Source organism: Hydrogenophaga intermedia (genome assembly GCF_023715105.1).
GTDB lineage: Bacteria > Pseudomonadota > Gammaproteobacteria > Burkholderiales > Burkholderiaceae_C > Hydrogenophaga > Hydrogenophaga intermedia_A.
This window is the reverse complement of record NZ_JAMBNO010000040.1, coordinates 1-16,274: the sequence shown is the minus strand read 5'-3', so window position 1 is coordinate 16,274 and position 16,274 is coordinate 1. Positions and strand designations below refer to the sequence as shown.

19 protein-coding genes are annotated in these 16,274 nt (G+C 65.0%); 12 read left to right on the top strand and 7 right to left on the bottom strand.

Features of this window, described 5'->3' with window-relative positions:
* Positions 1-316: 316 nt before the first annotated feature.
* From M3149_RS21715 to M3149_RS21700, 4 genes are read left to right on the top strand one after another with little or no spacing between them, the layout of a single operon-like run.
* Positions 317-2,188: a copper resistance system multicopper oxidase gene (locus M3149_RS21715; RefSeq protein ID WP_128199400.1), complete on the top strand. Its 1,872-nt coding sequence runs from the start codon at positions 317-319 to the stop codon at positions 2,186-2,188.
* An 8-nt stretch (positions 2,189-2,196) separates the two neighbouring features.
* A complete protein-coding gene (locus M3149_RS21710) occupies positions 2,197-3,180 on the top strand; it encodes a copper resistance protein B (RefSeq protein ID WP_128199401.1) in 984 nt (327 codons plus the stop codon).
* 51 nt (positions 3,181-3,231) lie between these two features.
* A complete protein-coding gene (locus M3149_RS21705; RefSeq protein WP_128199402.1) occupies positions 3,232-3,765 on the top strand; it encodes a cupredoxin domain-containing protein in 534 nt (177 codons plus the stop codon).
* A gap of 44 nt (positions 3,766-3,809) precedes the next feature.
* Complete coding sequence (locus M3149_RS21700) at positions 3,810-4,493, top strand: heavy metal response regulator transcription factor (RefSeq protein WP_251711459.1); 684 nt, start codon at positions 3,810-3,812, stop codon at positions 4,491-4,493.
* On the opposite strand, the gene istA is transcribed toward M3149_RS21700, so the two are convergent.
* Together istA and M3149_RS21690 are read right to left on the bottom strand one after the other, a co-directional pair.
* Positions 4,411-5,598 carry an IS21 family transposase gene (gene istA / locus M3149_RS23090; protein WP_353056834.1) on the bottom strand — a complete coding sequence of 396 codons (1,188 nt, stop codon included), beginning with the start codon at positions 5,596-5,598 and terminating at the stop codon, positions 4,411-4,413. The genes M3149_RS21700 and istA overlap by 83 nt on opposite strands.
* A gap of 152 nt (positions 5,599-5,750) precedes the next feature.
* Positions 5,751-6,218 (bottom strand): hypothetical protein, encoded by a 468-nt coding sequence (locus tag M3149_RS21690; protein WP_251711458.1) that lies wholly within the window; start codon positions 6,216-6,218, stop codon positions 5,751-5,753.
* Between the two features lie 161 nt (positions 6,219-6,379).
* On the opposite strand from M3149_RS21690, the gene M3149_RS21685 reads away from it, so the two are divergent.
* The 6 genes from M3149_RS21685 (at position 6,380) to M3149_RS21660 (ending at position 12,422) form a co-directional block, all read left to right on the top strand.
* Positions 6,380-6,694: a helix-turn-helix domain-containing protein gene (locus M3149_RS21685; RefSeq protein WP_251711457.1), complete on the top strand. Its 315-nt coding sequence runs from the start codon at positions 6,380-6,382 to the stop codon at positions 6,692-6,694.
* A gap of 5 nt (positions 6,695-6,699) precedes the next feature.
* Entirely contained in the window at positions 6,700-8,046 is a 1,347-nt protein-coding gene (locus M3149_RS21680; protein ID WP_251711456.1) for a type II toxin-antitoxin system HipA family toxin, read from the top strand.
* A gap of 65 nt (positions 8,047-8,111) precedes the next feature.
* Complete coding sequence (locus M3149_RS21675; protein WP_251711455.1) at positions 8,112-8,306, top strand: copper chaperone; 195 nt, start codon at positions 8,112-8,114, stop codon at positions 8,304-8,306.
* 58 nt (positions 8,307-8,364) lie between these two features.
* Positions 8,365-8,907 carry a MerR family DNA-binding protein gene (locus tag M3149_RS21670; protein ID WP_353056833.1) on the top strand — a complete coding sequence of 181 codons (543 nt, stop codon included), beginning with the start codon at positions 8,365-8,367 and terminating at the stop codon, positions 8,905-8,907.
* A 73-nt stretch (positions 8,908-8,980) separates the two neighbouring features.
* On the top strand, positions 8,981-11,203 hold the full coding sequence (locus M3149_RS21665; protein WP_285887424.1) for a copper-transporting P-type ATPase: 2,223 nt from the start codon (positions 8,981-8,983) through the stop codon (positions 11,201-11,203).
* A gap of 721 nt (positions 11,204-11,924) precedes the next feature.
* Complete coding sequence (locus tag M3149_RS21660) at positions 11,925-12,422, top strand: hypothetical protein (protein ID WP_251711453.1); 498 nt, start codon at positions 11,925-11,927, stop codon at positions 12,420-12,422.
* Positions 12,423-12,536: 114 nt separating this feature from the next.
* Here M3149_RS21660 and M3149_RS21655 read toward each other — a convergent pair whose 3' ends face one another.
* Positions 12,537-13,586, bottom strand: coding sequence for a TerC family protein (locus M3149_RS21655; protein ID WP_251711452.1), 1,050 nt, complete (start codon positions 13,584-13,586; stop codon positions 12,537-12,539).
* A 55-nt stretch (positions 13,587-13,641) separates the two neighbouring features.
* Positions 13,642-13,800 (bottom strand): hypothetical protein, encoded by a 159-nt coding sequence (locus M3149_RS21650; RefSeq protein WP_251711451.1) that lies wholly within the window; start codon positions 13,798-13,800, stop codon positions 13,642-13,644.
* A 119-nt stretch (positions 13,801-13,919) separates the two neighbouring features.
* Between M3149_RS21650 and M3149_RS21645 the strand changes: the two genes are divergently transcribed.
* Positions 13,920-14,804, top strand: a complete 885-nt coding sequence (locus M3149_RS21645) for a LysR family transcriptional regulator (protein WP_251711450.1) — start codon at positions 13,920-13,922, stop codon at positions 14,802-14,804.
* 10 nt (positions 14,805-14,814) lie between these two features.
* Here the strand turns inward: M3149_RS21645 and M3149_RS21640 are convergent, their stop codons facing one another.
* The 3 genes from M3149_RS21640 to M3149_RS21630 form a co-directional block, all read right to left on the bottom strand.
* A complete protein-coding gene (locus M3149_RS21640) occupies positions 14,815-15,237 on the bottom strand; it encodes a TerB family tellurite resistance protein (protein ID WP_251711449.1) in 423 nt (140 codons plus the stop codon).
* 47 nt (positions 15,238-15,284) lie between these two features.
* Positions 15,285-15,680: a hypothetical protein gene (locus M3149_RS21635; RefSeq protein WP_251711448.1), complete on the bottom strand. Its 396-nt coding sequence runs from the start codon at positions 15,678-15,680 to the stop codon at positions 15,285-15,287.
* Between the two features lie 257 nt (positions 15,681-15,937).
* The gene (locus M3149_RS21630; protein WP_251711447.1) at positions 15,938-16,123 is read right to left on the bottom strand and encodes an ATP-binding protein; all 186 of its coding nucleotides are present in this window, start codon (positions 16,121-16,123) and stop codon (positions 15,938-15,940) included.
* Between M3149_RS21630 and M3149_RS23085 the strand changes: the two genes are divergently transcribed.
* Positions 16,079-16,213: a hypothetical protein gene (locus M3149_RS23085; RefSeq protein ID WP_285887433.1), complete on the top strand. Its 135-nt coding sequence runs from the start codon at positions 16,079-16,081 to the stop codon at positions 16,211-16,213. The genes M3149_RS21630 and M3149_RS23085 overlap by 45 nt on opposite strands.
* Positions 16,214-16,274: the final 61 nt, after the last annotated feature.

Here is a 16,274-nt window from a genome sequence, read left to right as displayed (position 1 = left end):
CGCATCGTTCACGGCTCGCACAAGATAGTCCTCAAGGGCGAGTCGATGAGAAAGCTGGCCAAGGCCACTTGAGCCGGCCACGCCGACCGCCGTTCCACGCTGATGGCGGACACTTCGGCTACGATTTGAGCGTCACTCAGGACACCTGTGCAACGTGTCCGCCATCGCCTGGAACGCTGTCCGCGATGGAAATGGAATCACTGTCCGCCATCAGTGGAATGCGCAACATGACGTGATCGTAATGAAGGCGTCATGGCTTCGTTCGTTGCGGATTTGCAGACTCCGGCCCGTTGATGACCACCCGCAGAAGAACCGCATGACCACTCGATCGTCCCTCGCTGCACTGCCGCGCCGCCGTTTCGTCCAGGGTCTGGCCGCCGGCGGCGTGCTGGCCGGGCTGTCGCCGCTGCTGACGCCGGCCCGTGCCGCCGCCGACGCCGCCGCGCGCCGTGCCACCCCCGTGCTGTCCGGCACCGAATTCAATCTGGAAATCGCCGAACTGCCGGTGAATTTCACTGGCACTCCGCGCCTGGCCACCGCCATCAACGGCTCGATCCCGGCGCCGACCTTGCGCTGGCGCGAGGGCGACGAGGTCACGATCCGCGTCACCAACCGCCTGCGCGAGGCGACTTCGATCCACTGGCACGGGATCATCCTGCCCTACCAGATGGACGGCGTGCCCGGCATCAGCTTCGCCGGCATCCCGCCGGGGGCGACCTTCACCTACCGCTTCAAGGTCGAGCAGAGCGGCACCTACTGGTACCACTCGCACTCCGGCATGCAGGAGCAGACCGGCATGTACGGCGCGATCGTCATCGACCCGCGCGACGGTGGCGCGGCGCGGGCGCAGCGTGACCACGTCGTGCTGCTGTCGGACTGGACCGACGAGCCGCTGGGCGTGCTGCACAAGCTCAAGGCCCAGGGCGACTACTACAACCTCAACGAGCCGACGGCGATGGATTTCTTCCGCGACGTCTCGGCCAACGGCCTGGGTGCCGCGCTCGACAAGCGCCGCATGTGGAACCAGATGCGCATGAGCCCGACCGACCTGGGCGACCTGTCGGCACGCACGCTCACCTACCTGACCAACGGCACCACGCCGGCTGGCAACTGGACCGGCCTTTTCAAGCCCGGCGAGCGCGTGCGGCTGCGCTTCATCAACGGCGCGGCCAACACCTTCTACGACGTGCGCATCCCGGGCCTGAAGCTCAGCGTCGTGCAGGCCGACGGCGTCGACGTCGAGCCGGTGACGGTGGACGAGTTCCGCTTCGGTCCCGGCGAGACCTACGACGTGATCGTGCAGCCGAAGGACGAGGCGTACACGATCTTCGCGCAGTCGATGGAGCGCACCGGCTATGCGCGCGGCACGCTGGCCGTGCGCGACGGTCTGCAGGCCCCCGTGCCCCAGCCGGATCCGGTGACCTGGCTGACCATGGGCGACATGATGGGATCCATGGACCACGGTGCCATGGCTGGCATGGGCCACGGCGCGATGTCCGGGATGAACCATGGCGGCATGGCCGGCATGGATCACTCGAAGATGCCAGGCATGTCGGGCATGAACCACGGTGGCATGGCCGGGATGGACCACTCGAAGATGTCCGGCATGGACCATGCCGCCATGGGGCACGGCGCCGCACCGGCCAACCCGCTGGCGCGCCCGAGCACCACCGCGCGCCACGCGCGCACCGAGTACGGCCCCAGTGTCGACATGCGCGTGGACATGGCGCGTACCAACCTCGACGACCCGGGCATCGGCCTGCGCGACAACGGCCGGCGCGTGCTGACGCTGGCGGACCTGCACACCGTCGGCGGGCCGCTGGACCCGCGCGGCGCCGAGCGCGAGATCGAACTGCACCTCACCGGCAACATGGAGCGCTACACCTGGTCCATCGACGGGCTGGCCTTCGGTTCGTCGACGCCGGTGAGCATGAGCTACGGCGAGCGCGTGCGGATCATCCTGCACAACGACACGATGATGACCCACCCGATGCACCTGCACGGCGTGTGGAGCGAGCTGGAGACGCCGGATGGTGCCTTCCAGGCCCGCCGGCACACGATCCCGGTGCAACCGGCGCAGCGCGTGAGCTTCCTCGTCACCGCCGACGCGATGGGCCGCTGGGCCTGGCACTGCCACCTGATGCTGCACATGCACGAGGGTATGTTCCGCGAGGTGGTCATCTCGTGAACCAGGCCATGTACCGCCCCCTCACCGGCTCCCAACGAACACCAGGACGAACCTTGACCCTTCCCACGACACTGAAGATCGCCGCGCTGACCGCGGCGCTGACCGCCGGACCCGTGCTGGCGCAATCGGCGGGTCACGCCGGTCACGGCAGCAGCGCGCCGCCCGCCGCATCGGCGAGCGCGGACAACGCCGCCAAGCCCAAGCCGCCTGCGCCGATGGCGGCCATGGACCATGGGGACATGCAGATGCAGGGCGGCTCGGCGCCGCCCGATGCGCGCGACCCGCATGCCTACGCCGGCGGCCACACCCTCACCACCGGGCCCTACCTGATCTCGAAGGAACGGCTGCTGCGCCTGGGCGACGAGCAGAGCACGGGCTTCTTCCTGGCCGACAAGTTCGAGGCGCAGCGCAGCGATGGCCAGACGACCGGCGCCTACGACCTGATGGCCCGCTACGGGCGCGACTACAACCGCCTGGTCATCAAGGCCGAGGGCGAGATCGCCGGCGGGAAGCTCGAGGAGTCCCGCACCGAAGCGCTCTGGAGCCGCGCGATCGCCGGCTACTGGGACGGCCAGCTCGGCCTGCGCCACGACACCGGCCCCGGCCCGGCACGCAACTGGCTGGCGTTCGGCATCGAGGGCCTGGCGCCCTACTGGTTCGAGGTCGACGCCACCGCCTACGTCGGTGACGGTGGCCGGACCGCGCTGCGTCTGAGCGCCGAGTACGAGCTCCTGCTGACCCAGAAGCTGATCCTGCAGCCGAGCGTGGAACTGGCCGCCTACGGCAAGAGCGACCCGGCCAACGAGATCGGCAAGGGCCTGTCCAGCGTCAGCGCCGGCCTGCGCCTGCGCTACGAGTTCACGCGCCAGTTCGCGCCCTACGTGGGCGTCGAATGGGCCGGCCGCTTCGGCGAGACCGCCGACATCGCACGGGCCGACGGCCGCCCCACGCGCGACACCCGCGTCGTGGCCGGCGTTCGCTTCTGGTTCTGACACGTTTCGACCCCCCTCACCCCACCCAACCCCATCGACCAGGACACGAACATGAAGACACGCACGATCAAACGCCTGCTGACCGCCACCCTGGCCGCGCCGCTGGTGGCGCTGGCCGCCGGTGAACATGGCGGCGGCCATGGCAAGGACATGGCCGACATGCACAAGGGCATGCAGGGCATGCACGGCGGCGGCGCCATGGGCGGCCACGACTCGGCCGCCGGCAAGCCCGGCGACCCGGCCCAGGTGACCCGCACGGTGCCGGTGGAGATGGACGACAACATGCGCTTCACGCCGTCGGAGATCAGCGTCAAGGCCGGCGAGACGATCCGCTTCTTCGTCGTCAACAAGGGCAAGGTCCCGCACGAGATGGTCATCGGCAGCCAGGCCGAGCTCGACGAGCACGCCGAGATGATGAAGAAGATGCCCGGCATGAAGCACGCCGAGCCGAACCAGATCAACCTGGAACCCGGCAAGCGCGGCGGCATCGTCTGGACCTTCGACAAGGCCGGCACCTTCGCCTTCGCCTGCCTGGTGCCCGGCCACAAGGAAGCCGGCATGGTCGGCAAGATCGCCGTCAACTGACCGCCCATCGCCGTCGCCGGTCACGGGCCTGAGAACGCGCTGCCGTGCGCATCCTGGTCGTCGAGGACGAGCGCCGCCTGGGCGCCTACCTGCGGAAGGGCCTCACCGAGAGCGGGTACACCGTCGACGTCGCCGACAACGGCGTCGATGGCGCCCACCTGGCCAGCGAAGGCACGTACGACCTCGTCGTGCTGGACGTGATGCTCCCCGGCAAGGATGGCTTCGAGGTCCTGGCGGACCTGCGTGCGCAGCGGTCGGTGCCGGTCCTGATGTTGACCGCGCGCGACGCTGTCGAGGACCGGATCCGCGGCCTGACGGCGGGCGCCGACGACTACCTCGGCAAGCCCTTCTCCTTCGGGGAGTTGCTGGCCCGGGTCCAGGCCCTGCTGCGCCGCGGGACCAAGCGGTGCGACATCGAGCCGACCGTCCTGCGCATGGCCGACCTGGAGCTCGACCTGCCGCGCAGGCGCGCCACGCGCAGCGGTCGGACCCTGCCACTGACGGCCAAGGAGTTCAATCTGCTGGTCCTTTTCCTGCGCCGCCGCGGCGAGGTGCTGTCGCGCACGGAACTGGCCGAGCAGGTGTGGGACATCAACTTCGACAGCGACACCAATGTCGTAGACGTCGCCGTGAGGTGCCTGCGGATCAAGCTCGACGACCCGTTCCAGCGGCGGCTGCTGCACACCGTGCGCGGCATGGGCTACGTGCTGGAGGAGCGAACGGAGTGAGCGCCGCTGCACCCCGGCCAAGGGCCCCGCCGTCACCTTCGCTCGGGGGGACGCTCTCGCTTTGGCTGGGGCTGCAGGGGCTGGTGGGCGCCCTCGCAGTGGCGGCCGCTGTCGTGGCCGTCAACGCATGGACGCTGGAGGCGCGCCAGGCAGACCTGCTGCAGGTCAAGAGTGCGATCGTCCGCCAGGAGCTCGCGCGGCCCGCGCCGGCCGGCGCGGCCCACGACCTGCAACAGCACCTCGCCGCCTTCCTGGCCGGACACGAGGCGATGTCGCTTTCCGTGCGAACGGTGGCGGGTGATCTGTTGTTCGACTCCATCACCGCCGCGGTGAGCTCATCAAGCGATCCCCAGCGCCGCTCACTGGCCTCGCGCCAGATGTCCTTGCGTCGATCCTGAACGTTCTTCTCGACGACTCCCTTCTCCCAGCCGGCGGCCCGGTTGCAGAACTCCGGCTCGAACAGGTAGTGCCCGGTCATGGCCTCGAAGCGCGCGTTGACGCTGCGCTGCTTGCCCTGGCCGACCTTGTCGACCGCGGTCCTCATGTTGTCGTAGATGCCCCGGCGGGGCACGCCACCAAAGAGAGCGAACGCCCGCGCGTGTGCATCGAACAGCATCTCGTGCGCCTGGCTGTAGTACGCCACCAAGCAGAAGGCGCGACTGGCCGCCAGCTTGGTGTGTGCCACCTCCAAGCGGCGGCGCAGCCCACCGATGAACAGGTACTCGCAGCTCCAGTCGAACTGGAATGCCTCGCCCGGCTCGAAGCTCAGCGGCACAAACCCCGCGCCGCGTGCCGCGTTGCCTTGTTCTTGCTGCCAGCGCTGGGCAAAGGCGTACACCGGCCCCCGGCTGCCGCTGTAGCCCTGCGCCCGCAGCGCTTCAAACATCGCCTTGATCCCGCGCCGATCGCGTTTGCTGCGATGGCTATCGGCCTTGAGCCATTGGCTCAACTGCTCCTTGTACGGATCCAGGATGCTGGGGCCCGAAACCCGCTGCGGGTATCGGGGCTCGACCATCTGCCCGTCCTTGAGCCATTTGGTGGCTGTATTGCGCGAGATGCCCAGCCTGCGGCTGGCCTCGCGCACCGACACGTTCTGCCTCAGCACGAGGCGGCGCAACTTGCTCAATGTGCTCACGTTGATCACTCCTGCTCCCCCGCGCTGAAAAATTCAGCACGATAGAGCGGCAACGTGGCTCAGATTTCAACGTGAACGCGTCCCGAAATGGCCCAGGTTTGGAAATGAATCAACAGGGAGTGCTACAGCCCTGTAGCGGGCGAGGCCTTGCCGATGCGCCTCCAGGCCTCACGAAACTCGTCGCGCTCGTACTTGGGCGGATCGAGCCAGTAGGTCGATTTGCCATCCTTGACGTTGCACTTGGCCAGCGCCTTGACCTCAGCCGGCTCAAGGATGAAGGCAGTAGGCGCGGTGGCCACCCGGTTGAGGATCACCCAGTACTGGCCCATCACCTTGTCCAGCGAGGTGCCCAACGGCACGGCTGCTCGGGCGCTGAGCGCTTTCACCTGGATGCTGATCATGCGGCTGGCGACTTGGTCGTAGGCGATCACGTCCACGCCGCGGGCGTTGCGCGCTGTCGGCATGACGTTCCAGCCCATCAGCGAGAGGCGATAGCAGCAGTAGTACAGGCCCACGTTGCCCGTGATTTGTGGGTCCAGGCGCGGTGTTGTCGAGGGGTATTCGCCCATCGGCTCGTTCTGATGTTCCATAAACATCCGATATTGGATAGTTGTAGTCTCGTTCTGCCGATTGTTGTCTGTTTTTGGATAGTTTTGGTGATGGTGATTGTGTGATGCTTGTTGCTGTTTATAATTCGATTTCGGATAATTATTCGTGTACTGTGCGGATAAATTGTCGTTATCGGATTGTTATGCAGTCAACTCATACTACCGAGGAACTCCTGCTCGAACTGGGGGAGCAACTGCGTTCGCAGCGGCTGCGCATGAACCTCACGCTGGAGGACGTGGCCAAGGACGCCGGCGTTTCAATCAATGTGGTGCGTCGCCTGGAACTTGGCGAGGGCGCGACGTTGGGCTCATTCGTCTCGGTGCTCAGGGTCCTGGGCCGAGCTGATTGGCTGGCCACTCTCAAGCCGCCCGTGACCATCAACCCGCTGGACATGCTGCGTCAAGGCTCTCAGCGCCAACGAGCGAGCAAGTCGCACGGCGTCAACCGCAAGAACTGAAACCCATGGCCACTACCAAACCGAAATCCAAGCCCACGCGCAAGAGCCCCTACATCCCCGTGCGGGCGGTCGAGGTTCGCGCCTGGGGAAAGCTGGTTGGCGCAGTTGCGCTGGAGCCCACGAAGAACTACTACGCATTCAAGCACGACCCCTCCTGGGTCAAGCGAGGCATAGAGTTGGCGCCGCTGCAGATGCCGCTTGCTCAAGCCAGCGAGTCCTTCCTGTTCACGGATCTCCCCGAGGCGACATACAAGCGCTTGCCGGCGATGCTGGCCGATGCGCTGCCCGATGACTTCGGCAATGCCCTCATCGATGCCTGGATGGCCGAGCGAGGCTTGAGCAAGGACATGGTGAGCGCGCTCGATCGCCTGGCCTACATGGGAAAGCGCGGGATGGGGGCCCTCACCTTCGGGCCGCTGCGTGGCCCCTCCGCGAGCAAGTCCACGGCGATCGACATGGGAAAGCTGGTTGAGTCGGCCCGAAAGGCGGTGCAGGGTGACTTCGATGGTGATGACCATGCCATCACCGCGCTCAAGCAGATCATCCAGGTGGGCACTTCCGCGGGCGGCGCGCGCGCGAAGGCCACCATTGCGTGGAACCCCGTCACAGAAGAGGTGCGCACCGGCCAGTTCGATATACCTGACGGCTTTGAGGCCTGGCTGCTCAAGTTCGACGGAATGGGCGAGGACCACGTGTTGGGTCCGTCCAAGAGCTACGGCCGCATTGAGTACGCCTACTACCTGATGGCTCGGGACGCGGGCATCGACATGTCGCCGTCCCGGCTTCTGCGGGAAAACGGCCGCGCGCACTTCATGACCAAGCGATTCGACCGCGATGGCAATGAGCGGCTGCACATGCAGACCCTGTGCGCCATGAACCACCTGGACTACAAGCAAGTCGGCACACACAGCTACAACCAGCTGCTGCAGAGCGCCCAGGCGCTCAAGCTTGGCCGCAAAGCCATGGCTCAACTGCTGCGCCGAATGGTCTTCAACGTGCTGGCCGTCAACAACGACGACCACACCAAGAACTTCTCCTTCTTGCTGCGCGAGGGCGGACAGTGGGAGTTGGCCCCGGCCTACGACATCACGCACGCCTATCGCGCCGACAGCCAGTGGGTGCGCCAGCACCAGATGTCGGTGAACGGCAAGTTCGACCGGATCACCCTCTCGGATGTTCGGGTGGTGGCAGAGCGTTTCGGTCTGCTCGCCGATTTGATCCCCACGGTGGAGGATGTGAGCCGTTCGGTGCGCAGATGGGTCGACTTCGCCGATGAGGCCCAGGTCGACCCCAAAGAGCGCGAGGGGATCGCGCTGCAGATGGCCGAGCGCGATCGGATTTTCGACTCGTAGAGCTGATCTCAGATCCCCAGAATCTGGGGGTGCGGCTAAAAACTTGGACTACCTGGAGGTAGTTCATGTATTCCTACGAAGACCGAATCCGAGCCGTCAAGCTGGTCGACCCCGCGTGCGAGGTCTCGGTCGACATCGCCAGCTGCAAGGTGCAGGTCAGCAGCCGCGAAGACCGCGCGGCGCTGGTCGAGGCGCTGACGGAATCGGGCTACCCGCCCGCTGCCTGTCCGCCGGTCGGCCCGGCGCGGGCCGGCACTTGACCTTCCCACGGGGTGAAGCTTCAAGCTTCACCCCGTAATGCGTTTTCCGGAGATCCCCATGACCACGCTCATGAACATCGGCCAGGCGGCGGCGGCCGCGGGCGTATCGCCCAAGATGATTCGCCACTACGAACTCATTGGCCTGCTGCCCGAGGCTGATCGCAACGAATCGGGCTACCGCCTCTACAGTGAACGCGAGGTTTCGCTGCTTCGCTTCATCGGGTGTTCGCGCCACCTGGGCTTCTCGATCCCCCAGATCGCAGAGCTCATCGGCCTGTGGAGTGACTCCCAGCGTTCCAGCCGCGAAGTCAAGACTGTGGCCGAACGCCACCTCGCCAGCCTCGACGAAAAACGGCGCGAGATCGAGCAGATGATGGCCGGCCTGTCGGAGTTGGTGCAGGCCTGCCAGGGCGACGATCATCCGCATTGCGCCATCCTGGACACGCTGTCACAGCACAGTCTGGACAAGCACCAGCCGCGGCACCGGCCGACGCTGAAGAAAGGCGCCGCCAAAGACAGCGAGCACGCCGCCGCTGGCACGGGTCACATCGATCTGATGGCTTGGATGCGGGGCGTGCGCGTGCACCACGGCACGCACTGAGCAGTACATTGTCTGGCGGCCAACCTGCCACCGTGGGGATGTACCCCACGCTGCTTCCACGGAGGGAATATCCATGAATGGGCCTGCCGAACATTCGCACGATCACGATCACAGTCACGATCATCAACAGCACCATCACCATCCGAAGCAGCAGCCGCCCGCCGTGCAACCGCAGCAGGCCCCAGCTTCTGCGACCGATGCCACGGTGTATACCTGCCCGATGCACCCGGAGATTCGCCGCAACGCTCCGGGCAGTTGCCCGATCTGCGGCATGTCGCTCGAGCCGCTGATACCCGAACTGGAGGGGGACGACAACGCTGAACTGCGCGACTTCGAGCGTCGCTTCTGGTGGTCGCTCCCGATGACGGCGGCGGTCTTCGTGCTCGCCATGTTCGGTCATCGTCTGAACTGGTTCGACATGGCCACGCAGAGCTGGATCGAACTCGTGCTCAGTGTGCCCATCGTGCTCTGGGCGGGCTGGCCCTTCTTCGAACGCGGGTGGACGTCGGTGGTCAACCGCAGTCCGAACATGTGGACGCTCATCGGCCTGGGCACCGGCGCCGCCTTCGTCTACAGCGTGATCGCCACAGTAGCGCCCGGCGTCTTTCCGGATTCGTTCGTGTCGATGGGGCGCGTGGCGGTCTACTTCGAGGCGGCTGCGGTGATCATTTCGCTCACCTTGCTGGGCCAGGTGCTGGAGCTCAGGGCGCGTTCGCAGACGTCAGAGGCCATCAAGTCGCTGCTGGGCCTGGCGCCCAGGACCGCACGCCGCATTCGCGACGATGGGGTGGAAGAAGACGTGCCGCTGGCCCATGTCCACGTGGGCGATCGGCTGCGCGTGCGGCCGGGCGAGAAGGTGCCGGTGGACGGCGTGGTGGTCGAGGGCAGCAGTGCGGTTGACGAGTCCATGCTGACCGGCGAGCCGATGCCCGTGACCAAGCGCCCTGGGGACAAGGTCATTGGCGCGACGCTCAACACCAGCGGAGCATTCATCATCCGTGCCGAGCGGGTGGGGGCGGCGACCATGCTGTCGCAAATCGTGCAGATGGTGGCGCAGGCCCAGCGCTCGCGAGCGCCGATGCAGCGCATGGCCGATGTGGTCGCGGGCTACTTCGTGGTGACGGTGGTGCTGATCGCGCTGGCCACGCTGCTGGTCTGGGGCTTGTTCGGGCCGGAACCGCGCTGGGTTTTCGGGCTCATCAACGCGGTGGCCGTGCTGATCATTGCCTGCCCTTGCGCGTTGGGGCTGGCCACGCCCATGTCGATCATGGTCGCCTCGGGCAAAGCGGCAACGCGCGGCGTGTTGTTCCGCGATGCCGCGGCCATCGAGAACCTGCGCAAGGTGGACACGCTGATCATCGACAAGACCGGCACCCTGACCGAGGGCAAGCCGGCCTTCGATCAGGCCATCGGCGTCGAGGGCGTCGATGCCGACGAGGTGCTGCGACTCGCAGCCAGCCTGGACCAGGGCAGCGAGCATCCCCTGGCCGACGCCATCGTGGGGGCCGCACGCGATCGTAGACTCACGCTGGACAAGCCCGAAGCGTTCGAATCAGGCTCCGGGATCGGCGTGCGCGGGGTCGTCGCGGGTCGTCGACTGGCATTGGGCAACGCCGCCTTGATGGAGCAGGTGGGCGTGTCGATTGGCGAGCTGGCCCTGGTGGCAGAGGCATGGCGCTCGCGCGGGGCCAGCGTGATGCACCTAGCGGTGGATGGGCGGCTGTTCGGGCTGCTGGCCGTGTCGGACCCGGTCAAGGCATCGACACCGGAGGCGCTGTCGCAGCTGCGGTCCGCCGGCCTGCGCATCGTCATGGCCACGGGTGACGGCCTCACCACCGCACGCGCGGTCGGCGAACAACTGGGCATCGACGAGGTGCACGGCGAAGTCAAACCCGCAGACAAGCTGCAACTGGTCGAACGCCTGCAGGCCGAGGGCCGCGTGGTGGCGATGGCGGGCGACGGCATCAACGACGCACCGGCGCTGGCCAAGGCCGACGTGGGCATCGCCATGGGCACCGGCACCGATGTAGCCATGAACAGCGCCCAAGTCACGCTGGTCAAAGGCGATCTGCGGGGCATCGCGGTGGCACGCACGCTATCGCAGGACACCGTGTCCAACATGAAGCAGAACCTGCTGTTTGCGTTCCTCTACAACGCGCTCGGTGTTCCGGTGGCCGCCGGCGTGCTGTACCCCGTGACCGGTTGGCTGCTCTCGCCCCTGATTGCGGCGCTGGCCATGAGCCTGAGCTCGGCGTCGGTGATTGCAAACGCGTTGCGATTGCGATCGGGTCGCTGAAGAAAATAGGCGTCGCCGGGACTCCAGGTGGTCTCCGTTGACGCTTACGGTGGCTTCTGTTGACGTGGGTCAACTCCCTGAACACGGTTGTGAGTAGCATGAAACAGGTGGATCACTTGCAACAGTTGCCCGCTCTGTCATGCACCATCTCATTGGACGTCATCGACCCCGCCGCATCGCGTCGGTGATGTTGCTCGTGTGGCTATCGGCCGTCTTGACCAGCTGGGCCAACGCGTGTCTGGTGAGTTCCCCTGGTGAGTTGGCCCATGGAGCGGTGCATCACCTGGTGGCGGGAGCGGCGCAGGGGACCACCAGCGCAAGCCAGTCGCCCGCTGCGGACCATGCATTGGCCGCATGCGAAGACTTTTGCGAGATGGAGCGCAGCGTCGTTGCCCAAGCGCAGACCAAAAAGGGCCTTGTTGATACGACGGTTACCACGTTGATTCTGCAAGCTGCGGATGTCTCATGGCCAGCAATCGCAATCTGGCGGAATGAACCTCGCAGGCACTGGCCGGCGCATCCACCGTCTTCCGGCCCATCTTTGACCATTGCGTTCCTGCGGCTGACGCGCTAGCCCCGCACAAAGTCAACACCCGTGCCTGGAGGCACTGCGCGTGACCTCGGCATCAGCTTTGGTCAACCGCCGCTTGGGCCGGGTGCCAAGGTGCCATACACAACCGCATTGACGGTTTGCCGTTCCAGTTTTCAAAGGAGTTTCATCATGAGCCTGTTTCGTTCGATCGCAATCGCCAGTGCGCTGGCCATCACACTGACCGCCTGCGCGCAGAACCCACCGGTTGCCGGCGGTGCCGACCACTCTGCCCACCATCCACCGGGCGCCACCATCACTGCGCCGCCCAAAGATCGCATGGCGACGATGGATGCACACATGAAGTCCATGCGCGAAATGCACGAGCGGATGTCGCGTGCCACAACGCCGCAGGAGCGTCAGGCGCTGATGGATGAGCACATGAAACTCATGCGGGAGGGCATGGCGCTGATGCAAGGTATGGGCCCTGGCGGGCATGGAGGAGGTATGCCCGGTATGGGTGGCATGTCCAACATGGGAGCGATGGCATCGATGGGGCAGATGGGTCCTGCCGGAACGCCCATGGACATGGCTACTCGCCAGCAGATGATGGAAAAGCGAATGGAGATGATGCAATCGATGATGCAGATGATGATGGACCATATGGGGCCGACATCGATCAAGCCTTGAGCAACAGGGTCGGGTCATGTTGGCGCCTCTGACTCAGACACGAGCGTGAACCTCGTGATCGAAGCGTGATGCGAGATCACTCCGAGTGGGTGTCTCGCCGCATCACGCTCACCATTACCGCATGGCAGTTTGTTTTCGATCGTGGGTCTTCCACAGCGAGAACAGGATGCCCCCCGCGAGCAGACCCGCCGTTACCGACAAGCTCAGCGCTGCAGGGACCTTACCGCCGAACAGCCAGTCGCCCAGGAAAATCTTGGCACCGATGAAGATCAGGACCAGGGCCAACGCGTACTTCAGGTAGTGGAAGCGGTGTACGACAGCCGCCAACGCGAAGTACAGCGCACGCAAGCCCAGGATCGCGAAGATGTTGCTGGTGTAGACGATGAAGGCGTCCGGGGTGATCGCGAAGATGGCAGGGACCGAGTCGATTGCGAACACCAGGTCAGCGATCTCGACCAGCACCAGACACAGGAAGAGCGGCGTGACCCAGAGCACGGCCTTGCCGGTCTTCGGGTCGGGCTGGCGCACCAGGAACGCCTGACCATGCAGCGTCTCGGTGACCCGCAGGTGCTTGCGCAGAAACTTGAGCACCGGGTTGTTCGAGATGTCGGGCTTGCTGTCCATCATCACCAGCATCTTGATGCCCGTGGCAATCAGGATCGCTGCGAAGAGGTACATTACCCAAGCGAACTCCATCACCAGCGCCGCGCCCAGGCCGATCATGATCGCGCGCAGCACGATGACGCCCAGGATGCCCCAGAAGAGCACCCGGTGCTGGTACTCGCGCGGCACGGCGAAGTACGTGAAGATCATCGAGATGATGAAGACGTTGTCCAGCGCCAGAGTCTTCTCGACCAAGTAGCCAGTGACGTACAACTGGACTGCGGTCCAGGCCCGCTCGCTCGGGGTTGCGGCTGCAGCGATCTGCGGGTCGATCGAGCTGCTGCCCGAGTAAGTGAGGTAGATCCAGTAGACGACCGCAGCCCAGGCCAACCCCAGACCGATATAGAGCGCCGACATATTCAGGCTCTCGCGTACACCGATCTCGTGCGCCTCGCGATGCATCACGCCGAGATCGAAGGCGAGGACGGCCAGCACGACGGCAATGAAGCTGAACCAGATCCAGACTGGCATGCCCAGCCAGAGGGTTGTAAGGAGTTCCATGTTGATGTGGCTCAGTTGGAGGTCTGTGGTGGTGGCTTGTCAGGACCGCTTGCGCTCAGAGGATGGCCGCGAGTCCTGAGCCCAGTCCGAGCATTCCGGCAATCACGCCCAGCGCCGCTACATCTCGACGCTCGTTGCCGATGCGGTGTGCGTGCCACGCGACAGAAGCCATGGTGAATGCAAGGATCAACAGCAGCCAGAAAGTGGAATCCATGTCGGGTGCCCGGTGTTGAACAGATGCACCGATGGTCGGTGGTCAACGCGATCTGCCCAAGCGCAGTTAAAGTGACGCCAGGTTCGGTTTTTCCGAACCAATGAATACCAAGGCGTGCAATGACACTCAACTACCGCCACCTGCACTACTTCTGGGTCGTGGCCAAGGAAGGCGGATTCACCCGCGCCGCAGAACGCCTGGATATGGCTGTCCAGACCATCAGTGCGCAGGTCAAGGAGTTGGAGAAGTCCCTTGGGTACCAGCTCCTCAAGCCGCAGGGCCGGGGCTTTGTGCTCACGGAGGCGGGCGAGACCGCTTTCGCGCGCGCCGAGGAGATCTTCCGGATCGGCCACGCCCTGCCAGGCGAAGTGAAGGAGGCCGCCAGCCACAAGGCGGTGCGACTGGCTGTGGGCTTGTCGGATGGCATCTCCAAGCTCGCCGCCCATGCCCTGCTGGGCCCAGTGCTGGCGACGCCAAACCTGCGGCTCGTCATTCACGAGGGCGAATTCGAGCAGCTGCAGTCCGAGCTGGCCCTGCACCACCTGGACGTGGTGCTGGCGGGACAGGCCGCGCCCCACAACCCCAATTTGCGGCTCGCCAGCGAACGGCTTGCGTCATCCCCTGTGGACTGGTACGGCCCGAGCGCGCTTGTCGGGCGGGGCGCGACCAAGGATTTCCCTGCATGTCTGGCGCAGTTGCCGGTATTGCTGCCTACCGGTCATGCTGTCTTGCGCTCCGCGCTGGATCGTTGGTTCGATCAGCAGGGATTGCGTCCTCGCATTGCCGGCGAGTTCGAGGACAGCGCCCTGATGGCGGTTTTTGCCGCACAGGGCCTGGGGGTGTTCCCGGTCAGTCGCCTGGGTGCGCGCGATTTGCTACTGCTTCGTGGCATGCGGCTGCTTGCTCAATGCGAGGACGTGCGCGAGGACATCTACGCCATCCGATCGCGCCGTGGCCTGCACCATCCCCTGGCTCGCAAGCTGGCGCAGGCCAACGAGGCCTGAGCTGGAAAGGTCAAGCCGCGCCGCCGGTGGCGGGTTGAAGGCGCGACGGCGATACCGACCAGTACCGGCAGGCCGCGCCCAGCACAAACGCTTCGGCGTCCGCGAAGTGCTGATCGGCACTCGCTGCGGCCTGAGCCAGCGACATCACCTCATCGCGCAACTGCGGGTTGGACACCTCCTCCATCAGGCTGCGCAGTGCCTCGGCGTCAAGGCTTGCCAGCAAAGAGCCGGTGCACTGGCCGCCCATCATGAGGTCCTCGCACAGATCGCGCAGGACGACGTCGAGTCCGCCTGGAGGCAGACCCAGTCGTCCTTCGGCGTTTAGCTGCTTGAGCACCTGGATCTCCGAAGCGCACACGTTGCCATCGGCTATCAGCATGAGCGCCAGCACGCGTCCAGCTGCCAAGGGACTGTTGCGGGGATAGTTGCGCACGATTGATCTCCATATGCGTTGATCGAAAGGCCAAAGCTCGAAGGCTTTCAGACCGATTGCGGCCTGATCGAGGTGGTTGACTTGACTCGGCGGATCATCCAGATGCCTGTCAGAGTCAGCCCCAGCAGTACGATCAGTCCGACCCCCCAGGCGATCCAGATGAGCGGGATGAGCCATCCAGCCACGTCGCCCAGGCTGGGCAGAAGTGCGGAGAGGCTGGACAGTGCCGCGCCGAGCGCGTGCTGCCATGCCGTCCAGGTGGCGGTATCGATCCAGGGGGCCAGCCACGGCGGAACGGCGATCGCCGCAATGGCGCCCGTGGAGACACCGCCAACGCCCGCCAGAGCGTGGGCGGACCACTGGGCGAGCTGTGCGAGCAGCGCAGCGCCAGATGTCCACGACACAGCAATCAGGGCGAACACGCCCCAAACAATGATCTTCACGATTGATCTCCAATGAGGATGCGCGAAGCAAGTTGAGCTCAAGCTGGCGATCAAGAAGGCGCTTTCTGTCGCCTGGTGAAGGGCTGCCTTGCCGTCGGTGACCAGGTGGCGCAGGGTAGCGCCAGTGGAGTGCGCATTGACTCTCCTTCAGACGCAACGCCTGAAGTCTCCCGTAACAATTGGGCAGAAGGAAGCGAACTTAATCGAAGGAATGCTTCGTAAATCCCGAAGCTGGATGCGGCGGCAGCTGTTGCCAGTCACCGAGGGTTGGGTAACTTGATCCAGAAAGTAGCCCCAGCGCCGGGCTGCGAATCAGCCCAGATTCGGCCGGCATGCCGCTCGACGATCCTTGCGCAGATCGCCAACCCGATACCCAACCCCGGAACGCTTGCATCCCCATGCAAGCGCTGGAAGAGGCCGAAGAGTTTGGGTGCCTGGGCCATGTCGAACCCGACACCGTTGTCGCGTGGGTATTTCGGACCAACGTGACCGGTGATTTCGGCATCGTGACCGAGGATTTCGGCCTATCGTGACCAAGTCCATTTTCGGTTCATCGTGACCGGTCGTTTCGGCAACGTGACCGAGCATTTCGGT